The sequence below is a fragment of the Lactobacillus helveticus DSM 20075 = CGMCC 1.1877 genome, assembly GCF_000160855.1.
Taxonomy (GTDB): Bacteria; Bacillota; Bacilli; order Lactobacillales; family Lactobacillaceae; genus Lactobacillus; species Lactobacillus helveticus.
On the sequence record NZ_GG700752.1, the window covers coordinates 591,893 to 605,525 of the forward strand.

At 37.9% G+C, this 13,633-nt stretch carries 15 protein-coding genes and 1 pseudogene; 14 read left to right on the top strand and 2 right to left on the bottom strand.

The features are described from left to right. Window positions 1-65: 65 nt before the first annotated feature. On the bottom strand, window positions 66-368 hold the full coding sequence (locus tag HMPREF0518_RS02780; protein ID WP_003625857.1) for a GNAT family protein: 303 nt from the start codon (window positions 366-368) through the stop codon (window positions 66-68). Between the two features lie 134 nt (window positions 369-502). Between HMPREF0518_RS02780 and HMPREF0518_RS02785 the strand changes: the two genes are divergently transcribed. The 9 genes from HMPREF0518_RS02785 (at window position 503) to HMPREF0518_RS02825 (ending at window position 9,293) form a co-directional block, all read left to right on the top strand. Beyond that, complete coding sequence (locus HMPREF0518_RS02785; protein WP_003625858.1) at window positions 503-1,054, top strand: dCTP deaminase/dUTPase family protein; 552 nt, start codon at window positions 503-505, stop codon at window positions 1,052-1,054. Next, window positions 1,054-2,430, top strand: coding sequence for a DNA repair protein RadA (gene radA, locus HMPREF0518_RS02790; protein WP_003625859.1), 1,377 nt, complete (start codon window positions 1,054-1,056; stop codon window positions 2,428-2,430). Before HMPREF0518_RS02785 ends, radA begins: the two co-directional genes overlap by 1 nt. 75 nt (window positions 2,431-2,505) lie before the next feature. After that, complete coding sequence (gene gltX, locus HMPREF0518_RS02795; RefSeq protein ID WP_003625860.1) at window positions 2,506-4,005, top strand: glutamate--tRNA ligase; 1,500 nt, start codon at window positions 2,506-2,508, stop codon at window positions 4,003-4,005. Window positions 4,006-4,106: 101 nt separating this feature from the next. Next, the gene (gene cysS / locus HMPREF0518_RS02800; protein ID WP_003631506.1) at window positions 4,107-5,528 is read left to right on the top strand and encodes a cysteine--tRNA ligase; all 1,422 of its coding nucleotides are present in this window, start codon (window positions 4,107-4,109) and stop codon (window positions 5,526-5,528) included. Then, window positions 5,521-5,964: a Mini-ribonuclease 3 gene (locus HMPREF0518_RS02805; RefSeq protein WP_003625863.1), complete on the top strand. Its 444-nt coding sequence runs from the start codon at window positions 5,521-5,523 to the stop codon at window positions 5,962-5,964. The genes cysS and HMPREF0518_RS02805 overlap by 8 nt, the downstream gene beginning before the upstream one ends. Continuing rightward, window positions 5,951-6,703 (top strand): 23S rRNA (guanosine(2251)-2'-O)-methyltransferase RlmB, encoded by a 753-nt coding sequence (gene rlmB, locus HMPREF0518_RS02810; RefSeq protein WP_003625865.1) that lies wholly within the window; start codon window positions 5,951-5,953, stop codon window positions 6,701-6,703. The genes HMPREF0518_RS02805 and rlmB overlap by 14 nt, the downstream gene beginning before the upstream one ends. Before the next feature lie 142 nt (window positions 6,704-6,845). Beyond that, a complete protein-coding gene (locus HMPREF0518_RS02815; protein ID WP_003625867.1) occupies window positions 6,846-7,391 on the top strand; it encodes a sigma-70 family RNA polymerase sigma factor in 546 nt (181 codons plus the stop codon). A gap of 75 nt (window positions 7,392-7,466) precedes the next feature. Beyond that, window positions 7,467-7,685: a P8 family protein gene (locus HMPREF0518_RS02820; protein ID WP_003549087.1), complete on the top strand. Its 219-nt coding sequence runs from the start codon at window positions 7,467-7,469 to the stop codon at window positions 7,683-7,685. A gap of 111 nt (window positions 7,686-7,796) precedes the next feature. Continuing rightward, the gene (locus HMPREF0518_RS02825; RefSeq protein WP_003625869.1) at window positions 7,797-9,293 is read left to right on the top strand and encodes a gluconokinase; all 1,497 of its coding nucleotides are present in this window, start codon (window positions 7,797-7,799) and stop codon (window positions 9,291-9,293) included. Here HMPREF0518_RS02825 and HMPREF0518_RS02830 read toward each other — a convergent pair. Continuing rightward, window positions 9,290-11,031, bottom strand: a pseudogene (locus HMPREF0518_RS02830) (1-deoxy-D-xylulose-5-phosphate synthase). The gene HMPREF0518_RS02825 and the pseudogene HMPREF0518_RS02830 overlap by 4 nt on opposite strands. A 186-nt stretch (window positions 11,032-11,217) precedes the next feature. Between HMPREF0518_RS02830 and rpmG the strand changes: the two are divergent. From rpmG to rplA, 5 genes are all read left to right on the top strand, one after another. Continuing rightward, window positions 11,218-11,367 (top strand): 50S ribosomal protein L33, encoded by a 150-nt coding sequence (rpmG, locus tag HMPREF0518_RS09620; RefSeq protein WP_012211413.1) that lies wholly within the window; start codon window positions 11,218-11,220, stop codon window positions 11,365-11,367. 7 nt (window positions 11,368-11,374) lie between these two features. Then, on the top strand, window positions 11,375-11,542 hold the full coding sequence (gene secE / locus HMPREF0518_RS02835; protein WP_003625881.1) for a preprotein translocase subunit SecE: 168 nt from the start codon (window positions 11,375-11,377) through the stop codon (window positions 11,540-11,542). Between the two features lie 107 nt (window positions 11,543-11,649). Next, complete coding sequence (gene nusG, locus HMPREF0518_RS02840) at window positions 11,650-12,207, top strand: transcription termination/antitermination protein NusG (RefSeq protein WP_003625883.1); 558 nt, start codon at window positions 11,650-11,652, stop codon at window positions 12,205-12,207. 127 nt (window positions 12,208-12,334) lie between these two features. Continuing rightward, window positions 12,335-12,760: a 50S ribosomal protein L11 gene (rplK, locus tag HMPREF0518_RS02845; RefSeq protein ID WP_003625885.1), complete on the top strand. Its 426-nt coding sequence runs from the start codon at window positions 12,335-12,337 to the stop codon at window positions 12,758-12,760. Between the two features lie 82 nt (window positions 12,761-12,842). Further along, window positions 12,843-13,535 (top strand): 50S ribosomal protein L1, encoded by a 693-nt coding sequence (gene rplA, locus HMPREF0518_RS02850; RefSeq protein WP_003625887.1) that lies wholly within the window; start codon window positions 12,843-12,845, stop codon window positions 13,533-13,535. Window positions 13,536-13,633 lie beyond the last annotated feature (98 nt).

A 13,633-nucleotide genomic window follows, 5' to 3' on the forward strand; every position in this document is an offset into this window, starting at 1 on the left:
AAATTGCCTGATAGAGCAAAATACAATCAATTACAAAGAAAATAAAAGTCCACAAACATGGGCTTTTATTTTGCGTAGGGACGATGATACCAAATCTTGTGGAATTCGGGATGCTTTTCAAAGTAGTCGATAACTATTGGATCAAGTGGCCAGATAGGATAGTCGGATTCTTGAGCAACGGATAATGCAGTTGGCATTTCTTTTGCTAAAGCTGCTTCTAGATTAGAATTAGGATTAATGAAGAAATGATTCATCACCCAAACGGTGCCGTCATTTCTTTTTATTTTGTCCATTGTCCAACTACTGGTTAAAACATTGTTGTCATCATGATCTTCAAAGGACAGATGGGATTTATTAATATCAAACATAAAATTTCACCTTTTAAAAGAAAAATCGTTCTTTTTTGCGTAATAAATAATAGAGAGCTAAATATTTTTTGTTTACTCAAAACATTGTAGAATATATATCTGTCATATGAAAAGTAATAAATGGAGTTATCGAAATGAAAACACGCGGATTTGAAGTAGTAAAGAAATATCAGGATAAAGGGATTAATTTACCACGACGCCAAACTATAGCTAGTGCAGGCTACGATATTGAAGCAGCTGAGGATATTACTATCCCTAGCATTTGGCGGTTAGATTTTGTTAGAATTTTTCGTTTAATTCGTAATGGTCATCAGTTGTATCAACGTGATTTTGAGATGGCCGATAAAATTTTAAAGCCAATTTTAGTACCAACTGGTTTGAAAGTTTATATGCCAGAAGATGAGGTGTTAATTTTGGCAAATCGCTCATCCAATACTTTTAAAAGACACTTGTCTTTACCAAATGGAATTGGAGTCATTGACGCTGATTATTACAATAATCCCAATAATGAGGGTGAGTTATTTGTTCAAATGCTAAATTATGGCGTTTGTCCGCTGCACATTCATAAAGGTGAACGAATTGCACAAGGTATTTTTATGAAATATTTGAAAACCGATGACGATAATCCGATTAGTCGTGAACGATTAAGTGGTTTTGGTTCAACGAATGAAAAGGGAGATGATTAATGGCTAGAGTAAAAACGCAATATAAATGTCGTTCCTGTGGTTATATTTCAGCTAGTTACTTGGGTCGTTGTCCTAACTGCGGTGCATGGAATCAATTTGAAAAAAAAACTGAAGAAGTACAGAAAAGATCTACTAAAGCAACGGCAAGCCGTTTAATTCAAAAAACAGGTCTTAATGAACCTGTTCATTTGGATAAAATCAAGGCTGAAAAAGAAGAACGAATTCCTACTAAGTCCGAAGAATTAAATCGTGTATTAGGTGGCGGGATCGTTCCTGGATCCCTCGTCTTAATTGGTGGGGACCCTGGTATTGGTAAGTCAACTTTAATGTTGCATATTATGAGTGATCTGGCAGAAAAATATAAAGTGCTTTATGTTTCAGGAGAAGAGTCAGCTAATCAAATCAAGCTGAGGGCAGATCGGCTTGGAGTTGGTCAAAGCAACATGCTTTTATATCCAGAAACAGATATGCATGATATTCGTGAGCAGATCAATGATGTTAAGCCTGATTTTGTCGTTATTGATTCTATTCAAACGATGAATGAACCTAGTCTTGATTCAATGACTGGTTCTGCTTCACAAGTACGTGAGGTAACAAGTGAATTGATGAAGATTGCTAAGATGGATGCAATTACTGTTTTTGTTATTGGACACGTGACTAAAGAAGGTGCGATTGCTGGCCCCAAAATTTTGGAACACATGGTGGATACTGTCCTTTATTTTGAGGGGGATGAACACCACACGTACCGGATTTTGCATTCCGTAAAAAATCGTTTTGGTGCTGCTAACGAAATCGGCATGTTTGAAATGAAAAATGAAGGCTTACGTGAAGTAACCAATCCATCTTCGATTTTCCTTGATCAAAGATTACCTAATTCAACTGGGTCAGCCGTAGTAGTTTCACTTGAAGGAACGCGGCCACTTTTGGCAGAAATTCAAGCATTAGTAACGCCAACTGCATTTGGCTATGCCAAACGAACTACTTCAGGAATTAGTTTTAATAAAGCTTCACTATTATTAGCGGTTCTTGAAAAACGCGGCAATTTAATGCTTCAAAATCAGGATATTTATTTAACGGCTACTGGCGGTATTAAATTAAATGAACCTGCAATCGATCTAGCTATTGCTATGTCAGTAGCATCAAGCTATACCGATAAAGAAATCTCACCGACTGATTGTTTTGTAGGGGAAGTGGGATTAACCGGTGAAGTTCGCCGCGTTGATAAAATCGAAGCTAGAGTAAAGGAAGCTGCCAAGGTAGGTTTTAAACGTATTTTTATTCCTAAGCATAATATGTATCAAAGTCTAACGGAAAATGGCATTGAAGTAATTCCAGTTGCCAGCATTCCACAGGCATTAGAATTAGTTTTTGGCTAGCACAGATTGAATTCTTCCTATATAACGAGTAAACTAAAATTGTTTGAATTTACTATTTTGAAAGAGGCATGAATTTTGGCTAAAGAAAAAATCCGTGTAAGATATGCACCAAGTCCAACTGGTCACTTGCACATTGGTAACGCACGTACTGCACTTTTTAACTATTTATTCGCCCGTCACAACAAGGGTACTATGGTATTGAGAATTGAAGATACCGACCAAAAACGTAACGTTAAGGGCGGTTCCAAGTCTCAGATGGAAAACCTTCACTGGTTGGGTATTGACTGGGATGAAGGTCCAGATAAGGGCGGAGACTACGGTCCATACCGTCAATCAGAAAGAAAAGAAATTTACCAAAAGTATATTGATCAATTGATCGATGAAGGTAAGGCATACTATTCATACAAGACTGAAGAAGAACTTGAAGCACAACGTGAAGAACAACGTGCTATGGGTGTTGCACCTCACTATACTTATGAATATGAAGGCATGACTGCTGATGAAATCAAGCAAGCTCAAGATGAAGCTAAGGCTAAGGGCTTGAAGCCAGTTGTTCGTATTCATATTCCAGAAATGGAAACCTACTCATGGGATGATATCGTTAAGGGTCACCTTGAATTCGAATCAGACACCATCGGTGGCGACTTCGTTATTCAAAAGCGTGATGGTATGCCAACTTACAACTTTGCCGTTGTAATTGATGACCACTTGATGAAGATCACTCACGTACTTCGTGGTGATGACCACGTTTCAAACACACCTAAGCAATTAGTTGTTTATGAAGCACTTGGTTGGGAACCACCTAAGTTTGGTCACATGACTTTGATTATCAACTCAGAAACTGGTAAGAAGCTTTCTAAGCGTGATGAATCAGTTCTTCAATTTATTGAACAATATCGTGACCTTGGTTACTTGCCAGAAGCTATGTTTAACTTCATTACTCTTCTTGGTTGGTCACCAAAGGGTGAAAACGAAATCTTTAACAAGCGTGAATTCATCAAGCAATTTGATCCAGCTCGTTTATCTAAGTCACCTGCTGCATTTGACCAAAAGAAGCTTGAATGGATTAACAACCAATACATCAAGAAGGCCGACCGTGATACCTTGCTTGACCTTGCTTTGAACAACTTGCAAGAAGCAGGCTTAGTTGATGAACACCCAACTCCAGAAAAGATGGAATGGATTCGTCAATTGGTTAACATTTACTCAATACAAATGTCATACACTAAGCAAATCGTTGACATGGCTAAGATCTTCTTTGAAGAAGCAAAAGATCTTTCAGATGAAGAAATCGAAGAAATCAAAAACGATGATGGTCGTGGCGTAATTGAAGAATTCAAGAAGCAATTAGACCTTATTCCAAGATTTACTTCAGTTCAAATCATGAATGCTATTCAAGCTACTCGTAAAGCAACTGGTGTTAAGGGCAGAAAGCTCTTTATGCCAATCAGAATTGCTACTACTCGTTCAATGGTGGGCCCTGGTATTGGTGAAGCTATGGAACTTTTAGGCAAGAAGCGTGTGGTTGAACACATTGATTTGACCTTAAAGCAAATGAGCGAAAATAATCTTTAATTTTATATTGATCAGAAAAAGAAGCTGCAGATAACTGCAACTTCTTTTTTCTTCTGCTAAAATGAGGATAGCTATTTTTACAGAAGGGATAAGTGTTAGTCGTGAAAGTATATAATACACTGACGCGTAAAAAAGAAGAGTTTAAACCATTAGTTCCAGGCCAAATTAGCATGTATGTCTGTGGACCTACTGTGTATAACTATATTCACATCGGAAATGCTCGTAGCTCGATTGCTTTTGATACTATCAGACGTTACTTAGAGTACAAGGGCTATAAGGTTAAGTATGTTTCTAACTTTACTGATGTTGATGACAAGATGATTAATGAAGCCCATGCTGAAGAGACCACGGTTCCTAAGTTAGCCGAAAAGTTTATTAATGCGTTTTTAGAGGATACAACTGCTTTAAATATTGAACCGGCAACACTGCATCCCCGTGCTACTCATGAAATTAAAGAGATTATTGCCTTTGTTCAAACTTTGATTGATAAGGGCTATGCCTATGAAAGTCACGGTGATGTTTACTATCGTGCTAAAAAATTCAAGCATTATGGTGAACTGAGTGATCAAAATATTGAACGCCTTGAAGAAGGTGCATCAGAGCACATTAATGATGAAGAACAAAATCGTAAAGAAGACCCAATCGATTTTGCTCTTTGGAAAGCTCAAAAAGAACCTGATGAAATTGCTTGGGATTCACCTTGGGGCAAAGGCCGTCCAGGCTGGCACATTGAATGTTCTGTCATGTCTACCAAGTATTTGGGTGATACAATCGATATTCATGGTGGTGGTCAAGACTTAGAATTCCCTCACCATGAAAATGAGATTGCTCAAAGTGAAGCCAAGACTGGTAAGAAATTTGTTAATTACTGGCTCCACAATGGTTTTGTCACTGTGGGCAAGGATCAAGAAAAAATGTCTAAGTCATTGCACAACTTTGTAACAGTGCACGATATTTTGAAAGAAGTTGATCCGCAAGTTTTACGTTTCTTCATGGCAAGCGTACAATATCGTCGTCAGATCAATTACTCTGCAGAAAACCTGCAACAAGCAGCTACTATTTTGGATAGATTTAAAAATACTCTGGTTAATATCAATTACCGTCTTGAAGACGATACGCCAAGTAAAGATTCAGATGAATTAGCAAAAGCTATTGCTAAAACAAATGAAAAATTTGAAGTAGCAATGGATGACGACTTCAATGTGCAAAATGCTTTAACTGCTATTTATGATTTATTGCCAATAGTTAATGCCAATGCTAATGCAGAAAAAGCTGATAAAAAGTCATTGAAGCTTTTCAAAGACAAACTTTCCGCATGGTTATTGGTATTTGGAATTGACACTGAAAAACTCTGCAGTCAAAGTGCTGACTCAAATGATGAAATTGATCAATTAGTTAAAAAACGTGATGAAGCACGTAAGAAAAAGGACTGGGCAACTAGTGATCAGATCCGTGATCAATTAAAAGAAATGGGTATCACTATTCAAGATACTCCACAAGGAACAAGGTGGACTCGTGACTAAAATTAAGAAATTGACGGAAGAAGAAGTAAATCCTGATACTCTAAATGGACAAACGCTTGCCTATCTAGGGGATGCAGTTTATGAAGTGATTATTCGGCGCCATTTAGTCAAAGGTGGAATTGTTAAACCCCAAGTTTTGCAGCGAGAAGCTACTCATTATGTTTCCGCTAAGGCTCAAGCTGGCTTAGTTACTAAAATGCAAGATGAAGAACGACTAACGGAAGAAGAATTGACAGCTTTTCGCCGCGGCCGAAATGCCAAAAGTCATACTAAGGCTAAAAATACTAGTTTGAAGACATATCAATTATCGACTGGGTTTGAAGCCATGATTGGTTATCTTGATTTGTTGAATAAAAATGAACGCGTTCAAGAAATAACTGAGTGGTGTATTAACACCGTAGAAGAGGATGGATTAAAAGATTATGACTTCAAGTAAAGATTTTGTTTTTGGTCGTCATGCTGGTCTTGATTATTTAAAAACGCAAAGTGCTGATAAAATCAATAAAGTTTTTTTACAACATGGTATTCAGGAAGATTTTGCTAATCAGGTTTATGCCATTTGTAAAAAGAAACGTTTAGTAATTCAAAATGTGCCTAAAAATAAGCTTGATCGTTTAGTTGATGGTGGTAATCACCAAGGCTTGGTCTTGGCTATTTCTAGTTTTGAATATGCTGATTTAAGCAAATTGTTGGATCAATTTGATGATGAAGGCAAAGAACCATTTTTATTAATGCTTGATTCTATTGAAGATCCACACAATTTAGGTTCAATTTTGCGTTCGGCTGATGCTACTGGAGTTGACGGTATTATTATTCCTAAACGCCATGCAACAGGGTTGACCTCAGTTGTAGCGAAGACTTCAACTGGTGCAATCGATTATGTGCCAGTTGCTCGCGTTAACAATTTGGTACAAACTACCAAAGAATTAAAGAAGCGTGGCTATTGGATATTTGGTACTGATATGGCTGGTACCGATTATCGTGAATGGAATGCAAAAGGAAAGACCGTTTTAGTAATTGGCAACGAAGGTAAGGGAATTGCACCATTACTCAAAAAGCAAATGGATCAAACAATCACTTTGCCAATGATCGGTCATGTACAATCTTTAAATGCTAGTGTAGCAACCGGGGTTTTACTTTACCAAGCTTACAATAGCAGACAACCATTGCATTAATTGAATAGGGATGGACAAAGGAATAGCTTTGCCCGTCTTTTTTTATACAGAAAAATAGATATGTAGTGATAAACATCTGTTTTCTTCTCAGCCTCTGAGGACGCCAGGTATTCTCAACGAAGAAAAGTTGAGGAGAAATAAAATGCATGCTAAAGAGAAGAAGCTGATTAAGCAGGTCAAAAAGGGAGATGACGCAGCCTTAGAGGAGTTATTTGCTTTATATCAACCTTTGGTTAATAAGGTATTGAAGGGATATTATTTACGACACTATGATCAAAAAGATTGGCAACAAGAGGCGATGATTATCTGTTATGAAGCTGCGATGGTTTATTCAGAGCGTAAGGGACATTTTGCTGGTTTATATAAGGCAAAGCTGACTAATCATGCTCGAACTTTAGTCCGTTATCACACTGCATTAAGGCGGCGAACGTACAACAATTCAATTTCTTTAGAAAGAATTGATTTACAGGGTATTAATGAACCTAAACGCTCTGAACTCGCGATCCCGATCAATGATACCTATAATAATTTTGTTAAAAGCTTGTCACGACTTGAATTAATTGCCTTATTAACAATATTGGGCGAGATGAGTGTTGAGTACGTAATTGATCAGTTGAATATTGGAGCTGCTCAGTTATTGCGAGCACGATCCAGAACAATTCAAAAGATGAGGAATGTTCTTTTTTAGTATGTCTATTTGTAGCTGATCAAAGGAAAGTGCGGTATAATAATAGATGTAGAATATTTTAGGAGGTAATTTAAGATGGCAGACGAAATTATTAAGACTGCATTGTTAGACCGTCACATGAAGGAAGCTTTTGACTGGAGTGATTCAGATATGCCAGTTAGAGATGCCCTTTGGGACTACTTTATGGAAAAGAATGGTAGAGATACCATGAAGACGGAAGAAGATATGCTTCCATTTTTGAAAGACTCAGATGAAAAAATCGAAGCCTTCGTTAACGAAAATCTTAAGAAGTAAATCCGACTAAAAACAATGTTCTACGCACCGTGGTCACGTATGTTTGACCACCAAGACAGCTACTCTCCGGCAGCTGTTTTTTTGTTGCAAAAATGAGTAAGGAATAGATTTATGAAATATATAATTGGCATGGATATTGGAACAACGGCAGCCAAAGGGGTGCTGTATGACTTAAATGGACAGATGATTATATCTGCAAGTCGAGGTTATCCATTAATTCAAAGAAAATTGGGACAGGCAGAAGAGGATCCACAGGTAATTTTGGATGCTGTGCAAAAGATTATTTTTAAATTAGCTGAAAAAGTACGGGGAGAAGTCGCTGCTATTTCATGGTCGAGTCAAATGCACAGTTTAATTGGACTAGGAAAAAACTATGAGATTTTAACTAATAGCATTACCTGGGCAGATAATCGCTGCACCAATATAGTTGAAGAAGCCAAGAAGAATGGATTAGCGCAGAAAATTTATCACACAACAGGGATGCCGATCTATCCGATGGCTCCGATCTATAAGTTAATGTGGTTGAAGCAGAGTAATCCTAATCTTTTTCACCAGGTACAAAAATGGATTGGAATCAAGGAATATATAATATTTCGTTTGACTGGCAAAATTATGATAGATACAACAATGGCGGCTGGTACGGGGATGCTTAATCTGAAGACATTATCTTTGGATCAGGATCTGTTGCAAAAAGCTGGAATTGCTGCAGATCAATTGCCTGACTTAGCTAGTCCAACAGAAATTGTAGGTTCAGTTAGTACGGAATATGTGCAAAAACTGGGGATAAGTGCAGATACTAAAATCGTTTTAGGAGCGAGCGATGGCTATTTATCTACAATCGGCGTAGACGCTGTGGATGAAAATCATTTTGCTTTGAATGTTGGTACTTCTGGCGCGGTCCGAACTATTTCACCCCAAGCACAAGTGGATCAAGATGCGCGCTATTTTTGTTATCCAGCAAGTAAAAGGCAATTCTTACTGGGCAGTCCAATTAATAATGGCGGTATTATCTTGGATTGGGCAAGACAAACTCTAACTCTATTAAATGAAAAGGCAACCGTAAAAGATTTTTTGCGATTAGCTAAAAGTGCACAAGTTGGCAGCAATGGCTTGATCTTTTTGCCATATTTGGGAGGAGAGCGAGCTCCAATCTGGGATGCCAATGCTCGCGGTTCTTTTGTTGGCTTAACTCGGCAGCATACTAAAGCTGACATGGCACGAGCAGTGATCGAAGGAATTATTTTTAATCTTTATGATGCAGCAACAGGATTAATTGAGAGCACAAAAAAGCCAGCTGCGATTAATGCAACTGGCGGATTTATGCAAAGTGATCTTATCAGACAAACGTGTGCCGATATTTTTGATGTGCCAATTGTCACGATGAAGGAGCAACAAAGTGGCTCCCTTGCTGCTATGTTTTTAGCAAGGCAGGCACTAGGATTAAATAAAAATGTTGATGAAATAGGTCGGTTTGTTGAAAAAGGCAAAGTTTATTATCCTAATCAAAAAGAAGCAGCCATTTATCAAAAACTGTTTCCACTTTATCGTGAAATTAAGAATGATTTAGCTGCTTCTTATCAAAAATTTAGGGATATTAATACTATTTAAGCGTTCTTTACATCTTCAACTATTTGCTCAACCGTCAAGCGATTATCCTTCAAGATATCCTTTAATGGGGTTTGGTCAGTGTAGACTCTCTTTTGACCATAGTTCAAAACTTTGACATCTTGGTCACCTAAGTATGAAGCTACTTTTTCACCAAAACCACCATCTAAAACATTGTCTTCAATAGTGATAATGACTTTATTTTCTTTAGCTAATTTATCCAAGGCATCTTTGTCTAAGATATTGGCTGAAACTGGGTTAACTAAAGTGGCGCCAAGTTCATGAGCTACCTTTTCACCAAGCATGGCATACATATCGCCTAAGGCGAGAACAGCCACATCTTTGCCAGGTTTAATTTGGTATTTAATTTTGCTGTAGTCTGCTTGTGCATCTCCATTTTCAGGGACAGCTTTAGTTGGCATCTTAATTGCTGCGGGATGCTTTCTTTGCTTAATAGCCCATTTCATCATTGCTTTTTCTTCGGCTAAATTAGTAGGAGCTAAGTAGATCCAGTTAGGCAAGTTAGAAATCATACTTGGTCAAAAATACCAAGGTGAGTTTTACTTGTGCCAGAGATTCCGCCACCAGCAACCATCATAACAATAGGCAAATCATTAGCTGCGACATCATGTGATAATTGGTCAAATGCACGTTGCAAGAAAGTGGAGTTTTAAAATAAAACTGGAACTGCACCTTCTTTAGCAGCACCCGCGGCAAAGGCAACGGATTCTTGTTCGGCAATACCAACGTCTGTGTAGTGGTCTGGATATTTATTTTTAATTTTATCTAAACCGAATACGCCAGGAATAGCGGCGTTAATCGCCATTAATTTGGTACCTTTTTCGATTTCTTCGCTAACTACATCTAAGGCAACGGAGTTAGCAGTTGGTGCACTATTTGCAGGTGCTAATGGCTTATCAGTCTTTAAATCGAATGGCATTACCCAGTGGTAAGCTTCTTCTTGATCAATTGCTGGCTTATAGCCTTTGCCTTTTAAAGTATTGATGTGTAAAAGAATGGGGTGATCAACATCCTTAACTGCTTTAAAGGCTTCAATCATTAATTTAATATCGTTACCATTAGCAACATAACGGTAGTCAAAGCCCATTGCAGTAAATGGATTTTCCTTAGTTTCGCCATTTGAATCACGAAGCTTCTTCAAAGCAGTGACTAAACCACCAACGTTTTAATCGATAGACATTTGATTATCGTTGACTACAACGACTAAGTTATGCTTTTCGATAGCGGCGTTGTTCAAGCCTTCATAAGCAAGGCCACCAGTCATTGAACCATCACCAATCAAAGCCATGATGTTTTCGTGACCACCCATTAAATCTCTAGCTTTAGCCATCCCAGTTGCTAAGACAATTGAAGTAGAGGTGTGACCAACAGCGTAATAATCATATGGACTTTCGTCAGGATTGCTGTATGGCATAACATTTTCATAATGATCAGGATCAAGCCAAGTAAGGGCACGTCCTATTAACATCTTATGTGGATAAGTTTGGTGAGATACATCCCAAACAATCTTGTCTTTTGGAGCGTCGAAAACATAGTGATATGCAATAGTAGCTTCAACGATTCCAAGATCAGGACCTAAGTGACCACCTTCAGCGGCATCTTTTTCTAAGATCAAGGTTCTAATTTCTTGTGCTAATTGTTCCATTTCAGGAATAGATAATTTCTTTAAGTCTTGCGGACCAGAAATTTTATTTAATAAATATTCTGGATGTTTGTTCATAAGTAGTCCTTTCCTTAAACTCGTTATACTTATTATAGATAAGTAATAGAATGATTTGAAATATTAAGTTGCTATGGATTAGGATAGATTTTAGTTATTGGTATTTAGAATATTGACGTAATTGTGTTTGACAGTATAAAATACTCATAAGTATGTGTTTTTACGTAAAAGTTTGGAAGTGAGATTATGGCAGTGAAAAAAGCAGCTTTAGCCTGTAGCGTATGCGGGTCACGCAACTACTCAATCACCGCAAGTAAGAATCGCACTAAGCGACTTGAGCTGAAGAAGTTCTGCAAGCATTGCGGTAAAATGACTTTACACAAGGAAACGAGGTAAAAGGTTAATGATTAAGTTCTTTAAGAGCGTTGCCCACGAAATGAAATTGGTTACTTGGCCAACTGCAAAGCAAAATAGACATGATACTATGACTGTTATTACAAGTTCAATTTTGTTTGCGGCATATTTGGGTGCACTTGACTGGCTCTTTAGCTGGTTAACTCAAAAGATGTAGTAATCAATGAGAATAGAAATTCTTATTAGTTCATGTTATAATAAACGATAGCTAGAAAAACCTCTGTGGGAGGTTTTTTTGTTTACCCAAAAATAAGGAGAAGAATTATGGTCGAAACTGCAAAAAAGCAATGGTACGTTTTACACACTTATTCTGGCTATGAAGATAAGGTTAAGTCAGACTTGCTTTCTCGTGTTCAAAGTATGGGGATGCAAGATTACATTTTCCGCGTAATGGTTCCTGAAGAAGAAAAGGTTGAAACTGTCCGCGGTAAGAAGCAAGAAGTTGAAGAAAAGATTTTCCCAGGTTACGTTTTAGTTGAAATGGTAATGACTGATGAAAGTTGGTTCATCGTAAGAAACACTCCTAACGTAACTGGCTTTGTTGGTTCACACGGTGGTGGTTCTAAGCCTTCACCACTTCTTCCTGAAGAAGTAGATCGTCTTCTTAAGAACCAAGGCCAACCTGCTAAGCAGCCAACTGAAAACTTTGAAATTGGTGAAGCAGTAACTATTACTGAGGGTGCATTTAACGGCATGGTTGGTAAGATTACTGATATTCAACCTGATAAGTACAAATTATACGTTTCAGTTGATATGTTTGGTCGTGCTACTACAGCTGAACTTGATTATGATCAAGTTAAAAAGTTGGATGTAAACGAATAACTATAAATTTTAGTTGTAATTGCAGCTAAACGATGTTATTCTAATACGGTACATTTATTGTTGTGGGAGGAGAAAAAAATAAAATTCTCCATTTTAACCGCATCACGGAATCAAGGAGGTTTTGACCGTGGCAAAAAAAGTTATTAACGTAGTTAAGTTACAAATCCCAGCTGGTGCTGCTACCCCAGCACCTCCAGTTGGTCCTGCTTTGGGTCAAGCTGGTATTAACATTGTAGGTTTTACTAAGGACTTCAATGCTAGAACTGCTGACCAAAAGGGCATGATTATCCCTGTAGTTATTACAGTATATGAAGATCGTTCATTCGAATTCATTACTAAGACTCCACCAGCACCAGTGCTTTTAAAGCAAGCTGCTAAGATCAAGAAGGCTTCTGACGAACCTAACACCAAGAAAGTTGGTAAGGTAACCAAGGACCAAGTCAAGGAAATTGCTGAGACTAAGATGAAAGACCTTAACGCTGCTGATATTGAAGCTGCTATGCGCATGGTTGAAGGTACCGCTAGAAGTATGGGTATCGAAGTCGAAGACTAATCCTGTTAATTTTATTTAGTTAACACTTTAGGTGGGAGAGTTAGAGAAGCTCGTTTGACCACATATACAAGGAGGAAATCACATGCCAAAGCATGGTAAGAAATATTTAGATGCTGCCAAGAAGGTAGACTCAAATAAATTATACTCAGTAGCAGAAGCTATGAAACTTGTTAAGGAAACCTCATACGCTAACTTTGACGCTACAGTTGATGTAGCTTACAACTTGAGCGTAGATCCTAAGCAAGCAGACCAACAAATCCGTGGTTCACTTGTTTTACCAAATGGTACTGGTAAGACTCAAACCGTTGTAGTATTTGCTGAAGGCCCACAAGCTGATCAAGCTAAGGCTGCAGGTGCTGACTTTGTTGGTTCAGATGATTTAGTACAAAAGATCCAAGATGGTTGGTTGGACTTTGACGTTGTAGTTGCAACCCCAATGATGATGGCTAAGGTAGGTCGTTTAGGTCGTATCCTTGGACCTAAGGGCTTAATGCCAAACCCTAAGACTGGTACTGTAACTATGGACATCGAAAAGGCTGTTAAGAACGTTAAGGCAGGTCAAGTAGAATACCGTGTTGACCGTCAAGCAGCTATTCATACTCCAATTGGTAAGGTTTCATTCACTGAAGATCAATTAGTTGAAAACTTTGATGCTTTACGTGACGTTATCTTACGTGCTCGTCCAGCTTCAGCTAAGGGTCAATACATCAAGAGTGTTGCTGTTTCTGCAACCTTTGGCCCTGGTATCAAGCTTGATCCATTAAACTTGGACTAATTTAAAATTGATTAATAAAAAGTCTCGCTTTTGCGAGGCTTTTTTTGTGCTTAAAAAAACTTAACCTAATTATGGCTTAAGAAGCCATGGATATAATT

What these genes read in the sequence shown, in the direction of transcription:
- nusG (WP_003625883.1), top strand. Translation starts at nt 11,650, where the DNA reads ATGGTCGAAACTGCAAAAAAGCAATGGTACGTTTTACACACTTATTCT.
- HMPREF0518_RS02820 (WP_003549087.1), top strand. Translation starts at nt 7,467, where the DNA reads ATGGCAGACGAAATTATTAAGACTGCATTGTTAGACCGTCACATGAAG.
- rpmG (WP_012211413.1), top strand. Translation starts at nt 11,218, where the DNA reads ATGGCAGTGAAAAAAGCAGCTTTAGCCTGTAGCGTATGCGGGTCACGC.
- HMPREF0518_RS02780 (WP_003625857.1), bottom strand. Translation starts at nt 368, where the DNA reads ATGTTTGATATTAATAAATCCCATCTGTCCTTTGAAGATCATGATGAC.
- rlmB (WP_003625865.1), top strand. Translation starts at nt 5,951, where the DNA reads ATGACTTCAAGTAAAGATTTTGTTTTTGGTCGTCATGCTGGTCTTGAT.
- HMPREF0518_RS02825 (WP_003625869.1), top strand. Translation starts at nt 7,797, where the DNA reads ATGAAATATATAATTGGCATGGATATTGGAACAACGGCAGCCAAAGGG.
- secE (WP_003625881.1), top strand. Translation starts at nt 11,375, where the DNA reads ATGATTAAGTTCTTTAAGAGCGTTGCCCACGAAATGAAATTGGTTACT.
- radA (WP_003625859.1), top strand. Translation starts at nt 1,054, where the DNA reads ATGGCTAGAGTAAAAACGCAATATAAATGTCGTTCCTGTGGTTATATT.
- HMPREF0518_RS02785 (WP_003625858.1), top strand. Translation starts at nt 503, where the DNA reads ATGAAAACACGCGGATTTGAAGTAGTAAAGAAATATCAGGATAAAGGG.
- HMPREF0518_RS02815 (WP_003625867.1), top strand. Translation starts at nt 6,846, where the DNA reads ATGCATGCTAAAGAGAAGAAGCTGATTAAGCAGGTCAAAAAGGGAGAT.
- rplA (WP_003625887.1), top strand. Translation starts at nt 12,843, where the DNA reads ATGCCAAAGCATGGTAAGAAATATTTAGATGCTGCCAAGAAGGTAGAC.